This is a genomic window from Lichenifustis flavocetrariae, from assembly GCF_026130545.1.
GTDB lineage: Bacteria > Pseudomonadota > Alphaproteobacteria > Rhizobiales > Beijerinckiaceae > Lichenihabitans > Lichenihabitans flavocetrariae.
Map to the genome: position 1 here is coordinate 165,439 of NZ_JAMOIM010000008.1, position 17,316 is coordinate 182,754.

At 64.8% G+C, this 17,316-nt stretch carries 7 protein-coding genes; all 7 read right to left on the reverse strand.

Annotated features, from left to right (window positions below; all coding sequences use genetic code 11):
* Positions 1-110: 110 nt before the first annotated feature.
* The 7 genes from rpsR to M8523_RS14085 all read right to left on the reverse strand — a co-directional run bounded on the left by rpsR (position 111) and on the right by M8523_RS14085 (position 17,205).
* Entirely contained in the window at positions 111-347 is a 237-nt protein-coding gene (rpsR, locus tag M8523_RS14055; RefSeq protein ID WP_282585504.1) for a 30S ribosomal protein S18, read from the reverse strand.
* A complete protein-coding gene (rpsF, locus tag M8523_RS14060) occupies positions 347-805 on the reverse strand; it encodes a 30S ribosomal protein S6 (RefSeq protein WP_282585505.1) in 459 nt (152 codons plus the stop codon). Before rpsF ends, rpsR begins: the two co-directional genes overlap by 1 nt.
* 228 nt (positions 806-1,033) lie before the next feature.
* Positions 1,034-1,903, reverse strand: a complete 870-nt coding sequence (locus M8523_RS14065; protein WP_282585506.1) for a DMT family transporter — start codon at positions 1,901-1,903, stop codon at positions 1,034-1,036.
* Positions 1,904-2,005: 102 nt separating this feature from the next.
* Positions 2,006-3,814 (reverse strand): tetratricopeptide repeat-containing sulfotransferase family protein, encoded by a 1,809-nt coding sequence (locus tag M8523_RS14070; RefSeq protein WP_282585507.1) that lies wholly within the window; start codon positions 3,812-3,814, stop codon positions 2,006-2,008.
* Positions 3,815-3,895: 81 nt separating this feature from the next.
* On the reverse strand, positions 3,896-6,055 hold the full coding sequence (locus tag M8523_RS14075; protein WP_282585508.1) for a tetratricopeptide repeat protein: 2,160 nt from the start codon (positions 6,053-6,055) through the stop codon (positions 3,896-3,898).
* On the reverse strand, positions 6,042-8,012 hold the full coding sequence (locus M8523_RS14080) for an O-linked N-acetylglucosamine transferase, SPINDLY family protein (RefSeq protein WP_282585509.1): 1,971 nt from the start codon (positions 8,010-8,012) through the stop codon (positions 6,042-6,044). Before M8523_RS14080 ends, M8523_RS14075 begins: the two co-directional genes overlap by 14 nt.
* Positions 8,013-8,073: 61 nt before the next feature.
* The gene (locus M8523_RS14085) at positions 8,074-17,205 is read right to left on the reverse strand and encodes a beta strand repeat-containing protein (protein WP_282585510.1); all 9,132 of its coding nucleotides are present in this window, start codon (positions 17,203-17,205) and stop codon (positions 8,074-8,076) included.
* Between the last annotated feature and the right edge of the window lie 111 nt (positions 17,206-17,316).

Genomic DNA, 17,316 nt, shown 5'->3' on the forward strand with positions numbered 1-17,316 from the left:
GCCGGAGGCGGTTAGGCGAGCCAACTAGAGCTGGTCCGCCAACAAAGCCTGGGGCGACAGCCCCAAGCCGACGAAATGACGGCCGGATCCAATCCAGCCGTCACGGATCCTTAGCGGATGACGTAGGGGAGTAGCCCCAGAAAACGCGCGCGCTTGATGGCTTGGGCCAGCTCACGCTGCTTCTTGGCCGAGACAGCCGTGATGCGCGAGGGAACGATCTTGCCACGCTCGGACACGTAGCGCGACAGGAGGCGCGTGTCCTTGTAGTCGATCTTCGGCGCGCTCGGGCCGGAGAACGGGCAGGACTTGCGACGACGGAAGAAGGGGCGGCGTGGAGCTGTCGACATCAGGCTTCTCCCCCTTGGAACCCACCTTCGGAACGCGGCGGACGTGGGCCGCGATCGGGACGGTCACCCCGATCGAACCGCCCGGGGCCTCCACGCCGGTCACCCCGGTCACCACGATCGTCGCGGTCGCTTTCCTCGCGCTTGCGAAGCATCGCCGATTGGCCCTCTTCGAGCTCGTCGACCCGGATCGTCATGATCCGCAGCACGTCCTCGTTGAGGCCAAGCTGACGTTCCATCTCGGCGACGGCGGCCGACGGCGCGTCGATGTTCAGAAGCGTGAAATGCGCCTTGCGGTTCTTCTTGATCCGGTAGGCGAGAGACTTGACGCCCCAATATTCCACCTTGCCGACGGAGCCGCCGCCAGCCTGGATCACGGATTTCATCTGTTCGGTCAGGGTTTCCACCTGTTGGGCGGTCACGTCCTGGCGCGCGAGATACACATGCTCATAGAGAGCCATGCTCGATGCCTTTCTGTTCGAAGCACACCCTGGCGCGAAGCCCTTCGAGCCCCGGAAAGGCCCGAACAGAGATCAACGAAGGCGGGAACACCGAGAGGCGGATCGAAATCCTCTTTCCACTGAAACAGCAAAAAGCTCCCGTTCAGCCCCCGGCCAGGGTCTGCGGAGCGCTCTCACTAAGCGAAAAGTCCGCGTCTGCCAAGGGAAAAGAGTTGCCCCTTCAGAGCCTCAGCTGGCGGCCCGCGGTCTCATGCCGCCGGAAAGAAACCAAAGCACCGACGTGAGGACGACCGCACCGCCGACCAGTACGGTCCGGCCGGGTTGCTCGGCGAAAAACAGCCAGACCCACAGGGGACCGAGAATGACGTCCAGCATCGAGATGAAGCCGGCCTCGCCGGAGCCGATGCGGCGACTGCCATCGAGCGCCAGTGTGTAGGCGACGCCCGTCGTCAAAATGCCGAAGGCCGCCAGGATCGTGAGCTGCTGGAGACTTGGAACGGCGACTGCCATCAGTGGCCAGCTGATGACGGCGCAGAGCCCCGCCGCAATGGCGATCACCAGCGTCATGTTGATGTCGGGATGCCGCTTGGCATGGACGAGCTGGGTCCCGAAGCCGACCGTCATCGCGAAGGCCGCCAGATTGCCCGCGATGTCCTTCGGCTCGGTCGCCGAGCCCGCCATGATCGCGATTCCAACCAGCGCAATGGCACTGGCGATGAGGATGCGGGTGCTCGCCCGCTCGCCCAGCCACACGAAAGCGATCCCGGCCGCCACGAAGGGCAGCGTCGCGTAGATCGTCATCACATTGGCGACGGTGGTCAGCTTCAGGGCGAACACGTAGCAGATCGTGGCCATGATCGAGGTCGCGACCATGAACAGCTCCGACCATCCCAGAGACGTGGCATCCCGGATGGCGCGAGGGCCTGATTGAATCGAGAACAGGCCACCGAGGAAGATCGCCGAAAACAGCGACCGCCACCCCAGCACGGTCCAGGCGTCGAGATCCGCCATGCGGACGAACAAACCGGCCGTGCTCCACAACACCGCGGAGAGCGCGACGAGCGCCATCCCGGTGGGCCGGCTACCCGAGAGTTGCATTGCAGGATGGCCTTCGCTCGAATGTCCCGGGCAATCCTAACTGCCGCGCCTTGCCCTAGCTTGAGCCGGACCGACGAGGCCCGTCAACCGCCCGACACTTGGTCAGCGGTGGTCATCCTGTCCCAATGCTTTCAGCAGCGGTTGCAGCGAGGCCTCATAAGCGCGCCAGCGGCCGACCGAACTCCTGTATATTTTTTGCCGCACCTGTGTGGCGCTGGCTGTCGATACCGCGTGTCTGCCTTCCGTAAAGTTGAGGCAACCTGGATCCCAGGCAAGCCCACAATGGGCGATGATGCGCCTGGCCTGGCCTTCGAGATCATCGACCACGTCTTCGTATTCCACGTCGAGGATCGTGTCGGGAGGCAGAACGGCGCGCCAATGGGCCATGAGAGCCTCATAGGCCCGGTAGTAACGGCCGAGCTCTGCGAGATCGTAGGTGAAGGGCTGGTGGCCGAAGAACAGTGTCGAGAAGCAGGACACGCAGGTGTCGATGGGATCGCGGCGCGTGTGAATGATCCGTGCTTTGGGCAGAGCGAGGTGGATCAGGCCGGCCAGCCTGAAATTGTCCGGTAGCTTGTTGGTGACCCGCAAAGCCTCCGGTGCGATCTCCTGAAGATGCGCCGCATAGGTGGCCCCAATGCGCGCGAATGCGCTACGTGACATACGCGATGCCATTTCGGGCTCGTCGACGCAGCGTGTCTCTCCGCCACCCAGGGTCGCGACGGAAGCTTGAAACGCGCCGGTTTCACCCGCCGCATGCACGTCGGGGTGGGCAGCCAGAATCTGCTCGACGAGCGTGCTTCCCGAACGCGGCATGCCCAGGATGAACACTGGGAGATGGGAAGGATCACCGCACCCCGCGGCGTCTTCGACAAAATCCCGATCGAAGACGGATCTGATCCTGTCGAACATCGAGAGCGCCGAGCCTTCGTCGTAGGCCGTCTCGCGTCGCTTCAGGCTGTTGGCATCGCGGAAGTGGCGAAACGAAAGCTCCTTCGCGCCGGTGTCGGCCAACACCTTCCCGAGCGCGAAGCCGGCCTCGATGCGATCTTGCGCACATCGCGTCGCCTCGCTCGTGACCTGCGTCATGGTCTCGATGAGAGCGGCATCCGAGGGCGTGAACCGCTTATACTGGGAGAGAACATAAAGAAGTCGGGCGTTTTTCGGATCGTTCCGGACGGCGCCTTCGATCGTGGCAAGGCCCTCCTGCAACCGGCCGAGTTCCGTCAGCAGAATGCTCTTGTTCGCCAGTGTGCTGGAATCATTGGGTTTGAGGGTGAGCGCGGTGTCGAAGGCCATCAGGGCCTCCGTTGGGCGCCCAAGGCTCTTCAGTGCGTTGCCGCGGAAATTATGGGCATCTGCCAGGGTGGGCACGAGCGCGATAGCTCGGTCGCAACTCGCCAGCGCCTCGTCAAGGCGGAGGAGGTCGAGCAGGATCATGGCCCGGTTGCTGTGTGCCTCAGCATAGTCGGGCTTGTAGCCGATCGCTCTGTCGCAGCTTTTGAGCGCCTCCGCTGGACGTGCCAACTCGCGAAGGAGGTTGGCGCGGTTGTTGTGCGCTTGCATGTAGTCCGGCTTGAGGCTGATCGCCTTATCGTAGCTCACGAGCGCCTCCACTCGCCGGCCCAGCAGTTTGAGCGCGACGCCCTGATTGTTGAAGGCATCGGCCGCGAGAGGGTTGAGCTTGGTGGCCTTTTTGTAGGAGCGCAACGCCTCTTCGACACGCCCGAGATCCTTGAGGACATTGCCGCGATTGCTGTGCGCTGCCGCAAACCCGTTGTTGAGGGCGACCGCGCGATCGAAACTGGCAAGCGATTCTTGAAAGCGCGCCAGATTCGCCAATGCCACGCCCTGGGCATTGTACAATTGTGCGAGATCGCCGCCGGCCGGCATCGGTGAGGTGCTGCGCATAGGGTAAGCATGTGTCAGCAGGCTTAACGAATGGTAAAAGCCTGCCAGTTCGGCTCCCGCGACACAGTCTCTCAAGACGGCCTACACCGCCTCACGTGAGAGTTCGGCCAAGAGAGGCTGTAGGTAGGCCTCATACGCGTGCCAACGGCCGACGGATTGCCGGTAGAGGGGTTGTCTGACCTGGCTCGCGCTGGCCGTGAGAACAGGCCGGATCGCGTGCTGGAAGTCGAGGCAGCGGTCGGTCCATTCCAGCCCGCAATGCGCCAAAAGCCGGCGCGACTGGCCTTCAAGGTCGTCGACCACGTCCTCGTAGTCGATGTCGAGCATAACATCGGCCGGCAGGATCGCGCGCCAATGGTTCATCGTGGCCCGGTAGGCCGCATAATAGCGGCCAAGTTCGCCGAGATCGTAGGTGAAGGGCTGGTGGCCCGTGAACCGTGTCGCGAAGCAGGACAGGCAGGTGTCGACAGGGTCGCGGCGCGTATGGATGATCCGGGCGTCCGGCAGCATCAGCCGAATCAGGCCGACGAGTCGGAAGTTGTCGGGTGTCTTGTTGCTGACCCGCTTGGCGTTCGGTGCAACGGCGTCGAGCCGAGCCAGATAGTCTGCCCCCACCTGCTGCCAGTCCTCGGGCGAGAGGCTCGTCAAAGGCTCGGCCGCTTCGAGCAGGCGATCACCTTTCGGACCAAGCGAGCGGATGGAAAGCCGGAGGTCGTCGATCTCTCCGGCCGCGAACACGTCGGGGTGACCGGCCAGGATCTGCTCGACGAGGGTGCTGCCTGAGCGCGGCATGCCCAGGATGAAGATGGGTCGTCGATCACCGTTGCCTCGTTCCGACCCTACCTTGAGTGACGTCGGCGTAAAGGCCGCCCGCATGCGGGCCAGGGCATTGAGGGTGGAGACCTCATCATAGCGGATCTGCGTGCGCTGTCGCCGGTTTCCGGCCAGCAGATGTTTGAACGCCGCCGCGGGGTCGCCGATGTCCGCATGGGCCTTTCCCAACCCGAAATGCAGATCGATCCGTTCGCGCGTCGAGAGGGACGTGTCGTGCGTAGCGCGCGCTTCCATCTCTCCGATCAGAGGATCACCCTGGCGCATCCGTTTGCACTGCGTCAGGCTGTAGAAGAAGCCAGCTGTGCCGGGTTCGAGCACGAGAGCGGTTTCAAGCGCCACGCATCCCTCGGCGGTTCTGCCTATTTCCGTGAGGAGAAGACCCCGATTGGCGTGGGCGTCGGCGTAGGTAGGCTTGAGCGCCAGGGCTTCATCATAGGCGGCCAACGCTTCAGGGAGACGCTTCAGGTGCTTGAGGACGTTGCCCCGCATGTTGTGGGCCTCGGCATAGCCGGGGGAAGCCGCAAGGGCCGCATCACATGCTGCCAGAGCCTCGTCAAACCTCGCCACATCGATCAGCACGTCGGCGCGGTTGATGTGACCGTCGACATAGTCGGGTTGAAGCGTCAGCGCCGCGTCGTAGCTGGCCAGGGCCCGATCCAGATGGCCCAGGTCTCTCAACGCATTGCCGCGATTGTTGAGGGCGCTGACATAAGTCGGGCTGATCGCCAGGGCCTGGTCGTAGCTGGCCAGAGCCGCACCGGTGCGGCGCATCGCCTTGAGAACATTCCCCCGATTGTTGTGGGCCGCGGCCAGTCCAGGCTGGCAGGCGATCGCGGCATCGAAGGCGCCGAGAGCTTCCTCGAACCGCTTCAGCCCGGTCAGCAGATTGCCGCGATTGTTATGCGCTTCGGCGAAGATCGCGTTGCGCAGGATCGCTCGACCAAAGGCCTCCAGGGCCTCATCGACGCGGCCCAAGATCGCGAGGGTGTTGCCATGGTCGTTGTGCAACTCGGCCCAGTCGGGCCGCGCCGCAAGAGCTTGCTCGAAGGCATGCAGTGCGGCGTGAGATTGTCCGAGCTTTGAGCGTACAAGCCCTGAAACCCGCAAAGCCGCCGCATCGCCGGGCCGGAGCTCCAGGCAGGCATCAAGCTGGGTGAGCGCTGCCTCATATCGTCCTTGCTCCATCAACACCGCGCCCAGGAGATAGCGGCTGTCGAAATGGACCGGGTCTTCAAGGAGAACCTGGCCATACAGAGCCTCGGCATCTGAAAGGCGACGGGCTTGATGACTGGCGACGGCACGTTGGAAAGTCCTGGAGGACGCGCCCTTCAGCTTCGGCCTCATGGCATTGCGACCGCTTGAGAGTGCGCCGAGGCGATGTCCGATCTCCGCCTCACGGGATCGCAACTCGGGCATCCGGAGGGAGCGGAAATGCCCGGTTCCATTCCGCACGTTTTTCCCGGTAGAGGGCTTCGTAGTCGGCCTGACTCATCCCTTGAGCCGTCTCGATGTCCATGTTCAGCGCGATCTGATGATACACGTCGAGGTTGGTCAGGTCCGGAGGCGGCAATGTGCCGGCTTCATACATCGCCCACATGTCCTGGAAGGCCCGCTCCAGATGCGACACGAGACGCGGCGTGTCGAACAGCAGGCAGGTGTCACGCCCATCACGCAACCGCTCCTTGAGGCTTGCCAGTAGATCGCGATCCTGACCGAGTTCGACCGCACGGGCCACATAGGTCTCCGTGCTCTCACAGACGAGATCGGGCATCCCCGCCGCGGTGACCAGACTTGCGCAGACCCGGGACGCAAAACCGCGTCCCGGATGGGTCAGCACCGGGACCCCCATCCACAAGGCATCCGCCGCCGTCGTATGGGCGCCATAAGGGCTGTTGTCGAGAAACAGATCCGCGAGCTGGTAGCGGGCCACGTGCTGCGGGTTGGTCGTCTTTTGCGCGAAGACCAGGCGGTCAGGCGCAATGCCGCGTGCGTTCGCCCAATCGCGCAGGCGACCTTGTGTCTCCGGCGTGCCACCGAGCAGCCAGAGCACGCTGTGAGGCACTTGTTCGAGGATCTTCATCCACAGTGTGAATGTCGCTTCCGTCAATTTCTGCAGACCGTTCAGGCAGCAATAGACGATCGCATCGTCGGGCAAGTGCTCGTTCTGCCGTGACGGCGACTGGCTCGCCACGACCCGCTTGCGGTCGTTGGGCTGGTAACACGGCAGACGTAGGACGGTTTCCGAGAAGTAGCGTTCATGGCCGTCCGGGACCGTCTGGGAATCGGCCAGGATGAAGTGGTGATAAGGGCTTCCCATGGTGGCAGGAAACCCGAACCAATTCACAGCGATCGGCGCCGGCCGCAAGGCGAATACCCGCGTTCGCGCGTCCTTGGTGTAGCCGTTGAGGTCGATCAGAATGTCGATGCCGTCGTCGCGGATTTTCTGCGCCGCCGCTTCGTCAGACAGCCCGCTGATGTCCGTCCAGTGATCGACCGCCGCCTTGGTCCGCGCCTTGGTCGGGTCGTCGCGTGAAATACCGCAATAATAGGCATGGATGACGAAGCGGTTCCGATCGTGCAGTTCGAGCGTCTCGACGATCGAGAAGCCGACAGCATGTTCGCGCATGTCGGAGGATACGTAGCCGACTCGCAACCGTGTTTTCGACCCGGGCACCGGAGGGGGCGGAGGTTCCATCGGGGTGACCCGGCCCACCAGAGCCTTGTTGTAGTGGCAGGCGTTGGCGAGCTGGAACAGCGGATCGTCGACCAGCGTCGCGAGCGACAGGGGCGAGATCCCGGCCAGGAGATCGCGCCGCGTGATCCGGTCGAAGGGTGTCAGCACCGGCCAGCGGCATTGCCGCATACGGAGCGCGATCCAGTGCTGGATCACCTTGTCGTCGCGCGCGAGTTCGAGGCGCCGTCTGAGCGCATCCTCGGCCGGGCCATCCTGGTCAAGCCCTTCAAGGACCCGGCCCGTGTTTTCGAGTGCCATGATCTTATGAGTCAGGCTCTCGGCATTGACGGCCACAAGATCTTCCGCGACGGCGAGCCAGTGCCTGATGGCCGGCCCGTTCTGGCCGGTTTTTTCGAGTGCGAGCCCAAGACTCAGCTGGGCTTGGTGAAAATCCGGCTTGAGCCGGGCCGATTCCCGGAACGCGATGATGGCGCCGGCCGTGTCCGGCGCCTCGTTCAGCGATGTCCCATAGTTGAAATAAGCGGCGTAGAGGAGCGGATCGTCCTCGTGGCAGGCGATCCACATCTTGTAGAGGTCGATGACCGCCGATGGTTGCCCGGATCGCTTCGTGATCTCGGCCAAACCGAACAATTCACCGATCGAGAGGTTTTGGAAGGCTCCAACGTCCATCTACGAGTCCGATTTCGCAGCGGCCGCGCGACCTCCACGTCTACGACAGGTCCCCTGCATTCTACGAGGCGGCCTCGCTCAATGCGGCCAGTTGTGCGGCAGTCATGACGGCGGTTTGTGTGGTTGTGAGGGCGGCGATCTGGACCCCGTTCAAGGCCTCGATTTCGGTCACTGTCAGGTTGGAGATCGTGGTCGTGCTGAGCGTCGACACCTGGGTCGTGGTCAGGCCGCTGAGCTGTACGGCACTCAGCTGTGCGAGCGTCGTCGCGCCGAGATTGCTGAGCTGCAGCGTCGACAGGCCGCTGATCTGCGTCGGCGTCAAGGCGCTGAAAAGCGTCGAGGTCAGGCCGGAGAGTTCCGTCGTCGTCAGGTTGACCATCTGCGTGGTCGTCAGCGATGCGATCTGGCTCGCCGACAAAGCGTTGAGCTGACTGGTCGACAAGGCGCGAAGCTGATCGCGCGCCAGCCCTGTCAGCTGGCTGGCGGTGAGCCCGGCCACCTGCGTGGTGCTCAGGGCCGCCACGTCGGCCGACGAGAAGGCCTGCAGCTGGACCGCCGTGAGCCCCGCGAACTGGGTCGACGTGAGTGCCGCGAGCGCCGTCGGGGCCAGGCCCGCGATGGCCGCGCTGGAGATCCCGCCGATCTGGGTCGCGGAGAGCACCGCGAATTGCGTCGTGGTCAAGGAAGCGATCTCGGTGGCCGACAGGCCGCTCATCTCGGTCGCCGACAGAAGACCGATCTGTGTCGTGTTCAGGCTCGCGAACTGGGTCGCGGTCAGTGCCGAGATGGCGGAGGCCGAGAGGCTGCTGAACTGCGTCGAAGAGAGGGCGGCGATCTGTGTCGTGGTAAGCTCGGAGACGGCCGTAGTCGAGAGGGCGGACATCTGCGTCGCGGTCAGCGCACTCACCTGGGTCGACGACAAGGAGGCGAGCTGGCTCTGGCTCAGGCCCGCGACACCCGTGGTGGAGAGCGCCGCGATCTGGGTCGCGCTAAGCGCCGCGAGATCGTCCTCGGAGAGCGTCGCGATCTCGGCCGAGGTGAAGCCGCTCATCTCGGTGGCCGTCAGAAGCCCGAGTTGTGTCGTGGTCAGCGCTGCGAACTGGGTCGACGTGAGCGCGCCGATTTCCGTCGAATTGAAGCCTTGCAACTGCGTGGTGGTGAGCGCCCCGATCTCGGCGAGCGTCAGGCCCGCGATGGCGGTCGTCGGCAACCAGGAGAGCTGGGTGGAGCTCAAGGCGCCGAGCTGATTTGGCGACAGGGCGCCGAGCTGGGTCGATGTGAGCCCGCTGAGACCTGTGGTCACGAGTGCCCCAATCTGCGTCGCGTTCAGGGTCGCGAGTTGCGTCGGCGTCAGTGCCCCGACCTGCGTTGCCGTCAAGCCGCCCATCTCGGTGGTCGACAGAAGCGCGATCTGGCTTGTCGTAAGACCGGCGAATTGCGTGGACGACAGGGCCGCAATGCCGGTCGCCGAGAGACTGGCGAACTGTGTCGTCGTCAGCGCGGCGAGTTCGGCGTTGCTGAGACCACTGAGCGCAGTGGTCGATAGCCCCGCGATCTGTGTCGACGTAATGGCCCCGAGTTGCGTCGTCGACAGCAGCCCGATCTCGGTGGAGGTCAAGCCGCCGACCGCCGTCGTGCTGAGGGCTCGCAGAGCCGTCGTCGTCAGGGCCGCGACTTGCGCGGCGCTGAGGTCCGACACTTGCGTGGCGGTCAGACCCTGGGCCTGCGTGGTCGTGAGGGCGGCGATCTCCGAGGCCGTAAAGGCGTCCATCTGCACCGTTGAGAGCGCACCGATCTGCGTGGAACTCAAGGCGCCAAGCTGATCCGGCGTGAGGGCGGCGATCTGGCTGGTTGTGATGCCGCTGACGCCAGCCGTGGACAAGGCTGCAAGCTGCGTCGTTGTGAGGGCGTTGAATTGGCTGGCGGTCAGCGCGGAAGCCTGGGTTTGCGTCAGCCCCGCGATGCCGCGAGTCGTGAAGGCGCCAAGCTGTGTCGTGGTCAGCGCCGCGACGACCTGACTGCTGAGCGCGCCAACCTGAGTCGACGTGAGGCCACGGATTTGCAGGATCGTCAGGCCGGTCGCTTCGCTCGTCGTCAGGGCCGCGATGGCTGTGGTGGAGAGGCCCGAGATCTGCGTTGAGGAGAACGCACCGAACTGGCCCGCGCTCAAGCCGACGATCTGCTGGTCGTTGAGCGCCGACATCTGCGTCGCCGTAAGGGCCTGAACCTGTGTGATCGTCAGGGCCGCGAGTTCCGTGGTCGTCAAGCCGCTCACGGCCGAGGTGGAGAGCGCCGCCACCTGGGTGTCGGCAAGCGCGCCGATTTGCGTCAGTGTAAGTGCTGCCGCCTGCGCATTCGTGAGGCCGCCGAGTTCGGCCGAATTCATGGCCGCGACTTGCGTGGCCGTGAAGGCCGAGATTGCGGTCGTGCCGATCGCGCCCAACAAGGTGGGCGTCAGGCCGCGCACCTGGGTTGTGCTGAGCGCGGCGAGTTCGGTCGTCGTCAGCCCCGTGATGGCGCCGGGATCGATCGCCGCGATCTGCGTCGACGACAGGGCGGCGAGTTGGCCGATCGTCAAGGCGCCAAGTTGGGTGTCGGCGAGCGCATCCATCTGTGTGGTGCCGAGCGCCGCGATCTGGGTACTGGTCAAAGCTGCGATATCAGAGATCGACAGCCCGCCAAGGCCGGTCGTCGACAAGCCGGCGATTTGGCTTGCGGCGAGCGCGGCCAGCTGGCCTGTGCTCAAGGCGGCGACCTGGGTATCGACCAGCGCGGCCACCTGCGTGCTGCCTAGGGCCCCGAGCTGTGTTGCGCTCAAACCCGCGAGTTCGCTCGACGTGAACCCGGAGACAGCCGCCGCCGACAAGGACGAGATCTGGGTCGTCGCCAGGGTCGAGAGCTGAGCGGTAGTCAGCGCCGCGACCTGGGTCTGGTTGAGACCGCCCATCGCGGTCCGGGTCAGAGCCTGAATTTGTGCCGTACTGAGGGCGGCGATCTGCGTGTTGGCGAGTGTGCCAATCTCGGTGACGGTCAGGTTTGCGATTTGCGTGGAGGTCAGCGCCGCAATGGTGGTGGTCGTGAGGCCGCTGACGCCGGTCGTCGACAGGGCAGCCGCCTGCGCGGCCGTCAATGCGCCCACTTGCGTGGCTGTCATGGCCGAGATCTGCGTGTCCGTGAGGGCACCGATCTGCGTCGTTGTCAGGGCGCCGATCTGCGTCAGCGTCAGCGCCGCGATATCGGTGCTGGTTAGGCCGCCGATGCCGGCGGTCGAAATGCGCGCGACCTGCGTGGACGTCAGGTTGCCGAGCTGCGTCGTCGAGAGCTGGGAAATGAGGGTCTGGGTCAGCCCCGAGATCGCGGAGGTGCTGAGGGCGGCGATCTGCGCCGCGCTCAGGGCGGCAAGCTGAGTCCCGGCAAATGCGCTCGCCTCAACCGCGGTCAGGGCCGAGACTTGCGTGGTCGTCAGGCCCGAAATTTGGGTCGCCGTCAGTCCGCTGAGGCCGGTGGCCGAAAGGGCGGCGATCTGCTGCGTCGAGAGCTGCCCCAATTGCGTCGCCGAGAGGCTGCCGATCTGTGTATCCGTCAAGGCTGTGATCTGGCTTGGCGTCAACGCCGCGAGTTGCGTCGTGTTCAGGGCCTGCATGGCGGACGTGCTGAGCCCGGGAAGGCTATTGGTGGAAAGGGCTGTGGCCTGTCCGGTCGTGAGGGCTGCGATCTGGCTCGTCGTCAACTGGCCGAGTTCGGTGGGGGTGAGGGCCGTCGCCGCCGTGGTGGTGAGGGCCGCGACCTGGGTCGTCGAAAGAGCGGCCAATTGCGTCCCGCTGAGAGCCGCCGCTTCGGTCGCGGTCAGAGCGCCGACCTGGGTCGTGCTGAGGCTCGTGACCTGGGTCGCCGTGAGACCGCTGATTCCGGTCGTCGAGAGCGAGGCGACCTGGCCCGGCGAAAGATTGGCGATCTGGCTCGTCGACAAAGCGGCGACCTGCGTGTCCACAAGGGCGTTGGCCTGCGCGCTCCCGAGGACGGCCACCTGGGTCGTCGCCATTGCGGCGATCTGGCTCGTCGTCAATCCGCCAAGACCCGTCGACGAGAGGGCCGCGATCTGGGTGATCAGGAGCGCGGCGATCTGGGAGGTGCCGAGAGCCGCCACTTGGGTGCCGAGCAGCGCTTTGATCTGGGTCGCTCGCAGCGCCGTCAGCTGGCTCGTCGTCAGGTTCATCAGATCGGATGAAGAAAGGCCTTGCAGGCCGGCGACCGAGAGCGCCCCGACCTGTGTCGTGGTGAGGGCCGCCATTTGAGCCGAGGTCAGGGCCGTGACCTGCGTCTGGTTCAGTCCACCGACCGCCGTCTGGCTGAGCGACGGGATCTGCGTGGTGGTGAGCGACTGGATCTGGGTGCCCGCAAAACCGCCGAGCTCAATGGCGGTCAGTTGGGCCACCTGTGTCGTGGTGAGGGCCGCGATCGTGCTGGTCGCGAAGCCACCCACGCCGGTGGCCGACAGTGCCGCGAATTGGGCCGCCGACAGCACGCCGATCTGTGTCGCCGTCAGGGCCGCCACCTGGGTCGCCCCCAGGGCGCCGACCTGCGCGGGTGTGAGGGCGTTCAGCTGGGTCGAGGTCAGAGCGCCGATCTGTGTGGCGGTCAAGCCGGTCACGCCGCTGCTCGACAGCCTCGCGATCTGCGTCGTGGCGAGATTGCCGAGCTGGGTGATCGTCAGATCAGCGACCAGGCTCGCCGTCAGTCCCGAAATCCCGGAAGTTGTCAGCGCGCCGATCTGAGCCGGGCTCATGGCCTCGATCTGCGTATCGGCAAGCTGACCGACTTCCGTGGCCGTCAGGGCCGCGACCTGTGTGGTCGTCAAAGCGCCGATCTGCGTCACGGCCAAGCCGCTGAGGCCGGTCGAGGTGAGAGCCGCGATCTGCTGCGCCGAGAGTTGGCCGAGTTGGGCCGGCGACAGACTGGCGATCTGGGTGTCCGCCAGGGCTTTCACCTGCGTGGCGGTGAGGGCGGAGATCTGCTGGGTGCTGAGGGCCGCGACCGCGCCTGTGCTGAGGGCCGCGACGGCGGTGGTTGACAAAGCCGCGACCTGGCGCGTCGTCAACGCGCCGAGCTGTGTGGTGCTGAGAGCCGACACCGCCGTCGTGGCGAACCCGCCCACCGCCCGGGTGCCGAGTGAAGCCACCTGCGTGGTGCTCAAGCTCGCGATCTGGGTTTGGCCCAGCGCTTGACCCTCAGTCGTCGTCAGCGCCGCAAGTTGGGTCGTGCTGAGGGCGCCCATCAAGGTTTCGGTCAGGCCGCTGAGGCCGGTCGTCGACAAGGCCGCGATCTGCGTCGTCGACAGCACGCCGAGTTGCGTCGTCGACAGCGCGCCGACCTGGGTGTCATCGAGACTATTGACCTGGGTGCTGGTCAGCGCACCGAGTTGCGTGCCGCCAAGTGCCGCGATAGCGCTGGAATCCAGGCCGTTGATGCCGGTCGTCGACAGGGCTGAAACCTGGCTTTGATAAAGCGACGTCAGCTGGCTGGTGCTCAGGGACGCCACCTGGGTGTCGACCAATGCCGTGATCTGGACCGTTCGCAGGGCGGCGAGTTGCGTTGCCGCGAGGGCGGCAAGTTCGGTCGAGGTCAGGCCCGCGATCGCCGTTGTGGTGAGGGCCGCGATCTGGGTGGCCGCGAGAGCCGCCACTTGGGTGGTGGTCAACGTGGCGATCTGACTTTGGCTCAATCCGGCGAGTGCCGAGCGGGTCAATGCCGCGATTTGCGTCGGCGTCAGAGCGTTGATCTGTGTCAGCGCGAAGGCGGTAAGTCCGGTCGAGGTCAGCGCGCCGACCTGTGAGGTCGTCAGTGCCGAAACCGTGTCGGTGGTCAGGCCAGCGATCCCGGAGGTCGACAGTGACGAAACCTGAACGGTGGTCAGTGCTGCGGTCTGCGTGGCCGTCAGGGCGCCAATCTGGGTCGCCGTGAGGGCGGCAACCTGTGTGCTGCTCAGGGCGCCGAGTTGCGTCAGCGCCAACGCCGAAAGCTGGGTATCGGACAGACCGCTCAGTCCCGTCGCGGTCAATTTGGCGATCTGGGCTGTCCCTAGGCTCGCAAGCTGAGCGGTGCTGAGATCGGACACGAGCGACGTCGTGAGGCCTGAGATTCCGGACGTGCTGAGGGCGCCGATCTGCGTCGCGCTCATCGCCTGGATCTGTGTATCCGCGAGTTGGCTCGCCTCGGTCATGGTCAGAGCCGAGACCTGGGTCGTCGTCAGAGCCGCCACCTGGGTCACGGCAAGTCCGCTGAGGCCGGTCGACGACAGGGCGGCGATCTGCTGAATGGAGAGCTGCGCGAGCTGTGTTTGCGAAAGGTTGGCGATCTGCGTGTCGACCAGCGTCCGCATCTGCGTGGTCGTCAGAGCGCCGATCTGCTGCGTGCTCAAGGCCGCAAGGGCGGACGGCGTGAGCGCCGTGATGCCGGTCACCGACAGTCCGGTGATCTGCTGGGTCGTGAGCGCGCCGATCTGCGTCGCGCTGAGTGAGGTCAGGGCTGTCGTGGCCAGGCCGCTGGCCGCCGTCGTGCTGATCGCGGCCACTTGCGTCGTGCTGAGGGCCGCGAGTTGCGTTTGGGTCAGTGCGCCGATGCTTGCCGAGGTCAGGGCGCCCAATTGTGTCGTGTTGAGCGCTGCCAGTAATGAAACCGTAAGGCCCGTGACGCCGGTGGTGGACAGCCCCGCGATCTGGGTGACGTTCAGGCTACTCAGTTGCGTGATGCTGAACGCGCCGATCTGGGTATCCACCAGACCGCTGACGGCGCTTCGCGTCAGTCCGCTGAGTTGGACATTGGTCAGCGCGGCGATCTGGTCGCTGGTGAGCGCCGACGATTCCGTGCTGGTCAACCCCGACATCTGGGTGACGCTGAGCTGCCCGATCTGATCGAGGGTCAAACCGCCGATCTGCGTTGTCGTCATCGCGCCGATTTCGGCCGAGGTCAGCGATGCGAATTGCGTCAACGACAGATTGCCGAGCGAGGTCGCGCTCAGGTTTGCGACCTGGGTCGCCGAAAGAGACTGGACCGCCAGGGCCTGGATCGTGGCCTGGCTCATATCCGTCAACTGCGTGGCCGTGAACCCGCGGATCTGCGCGCCCGTCAAACCGGTCAATTGGGCGGTCGTCAGCTCGGCGAGGGCGGTATCGCTCATCCCTGAGATCTGAGTGGCGGTGAGGCCGGCCAGTTGGGTCGTCGTGAAGGACTGGACCTGAGTGGCCGCCAGTCCGTTCAACACCGTGGTGCTCATGGCGGCGATTTGCGAGGCCGTGAGTGCCGAGAGCTGGCTTGCCGCGAAGGCGCCGATGCTGTCCGTGCCCAGGCCGGCGATCTGGCTGGTGGCGAGCCGGGATGCCGTCAGAGCCTGGAGCGACGTCGTCGACATATCGGCCAGCTGAACCGTCGAGAAACCGGCCATCTGGGCCGCCGTCAGCGCCGCGAGTTGCGTCGTCGTCAGTTCGGCGATCGTCGTGTCGCTGAGCCCGGCGAGCTGCAGGGCTTGCAGGCCCGCCACTTGCGTGGTCGTCATGGCCTGGATCGCGGCGGCCGAGAGGTTGCTGAGAGACGTGGTTGAGAGGGCGCCGACCTGCGTTGACGTCAGGGCCGCCAACTGGGCATCGGAGAGGTTCGCCAGGGCCGTGGCGCTCAGATTGGCGACCTGTGTTGTCGATAGGAATGAAGCCGGCAAAGCGTTGAGCGAGGACGGAGCCATGTCACTCAGCTGGGTTGACGTCAGCCCCTGTACTTGAGGCGCTGTCAGCCCGGACAGGAGTGTCGTCGTCAAAAGACCTAGCGTCGTATCGGTCATGTTGCCGAGTTGGCGCGGCGCCAGTCCGGCCGCCTGCGTGGTGGTCAGAGCCTGGATCTCGGTCGGCGTCAGATTGTTCAAGACGTCGCTGCTCAAAGCGCCGATCTGCGCCGCGGACAGCGACGTGACCTGGTCACTCGTGAGATTGGCGACCGCCGTCGTGCTGAGGGAAGCGACCTGGATTGTGCTCAGCGATCCGACCGTGAGAGCCTGGATCATCTCGGCTGGCAAGTCGGTCAACTGGGTCGCGGTCAATCCTCGGATCTGGCCGGTCGTGAAGGCCGCGATCTGGGCCGGCGTGAAGGCGGCCAGTGTGGCGTCGGTCAGGCCAGAGATCTGGGTTGAGGTGAGCGCCCCGGTCTGCGTGCTGGTCAGCGCTTGCACTTCGTCCGTTTGCAGCGCGTTGAGGGAAGGAATCGAGAGGGCCTGGACTTGTGCGGCCGACAAGCCGGCGATCTGCGTCGCCGAAAGGTTGGCGAAGGCCGTCGACGACAATTGCCCGATCTGCGTTGCCGAGAATGTTGCGACCGGAATCGCCTGCATGGCGGCGGTCGACAACCCCGAGAGCTGGTTCGGCGTCAGCCCACGCACTTGCTGGGTCGTCAGCGCGGCCATCTGGGTCGTCGTCAGTTCGGCAAGGCTCGTGCTGGTGAGACCTGTGATTTGGCTCGCTGTGATCCCGGCTTCCTGCGTGGCGGTGAGCGCCTGCATTTCATCCTGCGACAGCGCATTGAGACCGGAAACCGACAAGGCCCCGACCTGGGTCGCGGCCAGCGAGGCGACCTGCGTGGAGGAGAGGTTCTGGACCTCTGTCGCGTTGAGACCCGACATTTGCGATGCGGTCAGATTGGCGGGATCGAGCGCCAGGATCTGGTTCAGGAGCAGGCTGTTGAGTTGTGCGGTCGACAGGGTACCGACCTGCGTGGCGTTCAACTGGCCGAATTGCGTGGCCGTCAAATTCGACAGGGTCGTCGTGGACAGGCCGGCGATCTGGGGTCTGATCAACGCACTGAGTTGCTGGACACTGAGGGATTGAACTTCTCCCGGATCGAGCGAATTCAGTTCCTGCGCCGACAACGCCGACATCTGGCTCGACGTGAAGGCCGAGAGATCGCTGGCGGCGAGCGCGTTGAAGGACGCCAGTGAGAGCCCGGAGAGAGCCGAGGGCGAGATGCCGCTCACCTGGTTTGCCGAAAGTGCTTCGAGATTGGTGGTGCTGAATTCGATCAGTTCGACCGAGGTCAGCGCCGCGACTTCCGTGGTTTCGAAGCTTTCGACGTCGCTGGTCGTGAATTGCTGGATGGTGGTCGCACTCAGCCGCGCGATCTGCGCTGCCGTCATCGACGAAAGGATCGATGTCATGGCCCGCTCGCTTCCACCGTCTCAGACATTGTCGCCTCCGGTCACAACGTTACGAAACGTAAGTCGCCAGATGGCATCCCGTTTTCCTTTAGCGTCCCGGCATTGCGCGAA

What these genes read in the sequence shown, in the direction of transcription:
- rpsR (WP_282585504.1), bottom strand. Translation starts at nt 347, where the DNA reads ATGTCGACAGCTCCACGCCGCCCCTTCTTCCGTCGTCGCAAGTCCTGC.
- rpsF (WP_282585505.1), bottom strand. Translation starts at nt 805, where the DNA reads ATGGCTCTCTATGAGCATGTGTATCTCGCGCGCCAGGACGTGACCGCC.
- M8523_RS14065 (WP_282585506.1), bottom strand. Translation starts at nt 1,903, where the DNA reads ATGCAACTCTCGGGTAGCCGGCCCACCGGGATGGCGCTCGTCGCGCTC.
- M8523_RS14070 (WP_282585507.1), bottom strand. Translation starts at nt 3,814, where the DNA reads ATGCGCAGCACCTCACCGATGCCGGCCGGCGGCGATCTCGCACAATTG.
- M8523_RS14080 (WP_282585509.1), bottom strand. Translation starts at nt 8,012, where the DNA reads ATGGACGTTGGAGCCTTCCAAAACCTCTCGATCGGTGAATTGTTCGGT.
- M8523_RS14085 (WP_282585510.1), bottom strand. Translation starts at nt 17,205, where the DNA reads ATGACATCGATCCTTTCGTCGATGACGGCAGCGCAGATCGCGCGGCTG.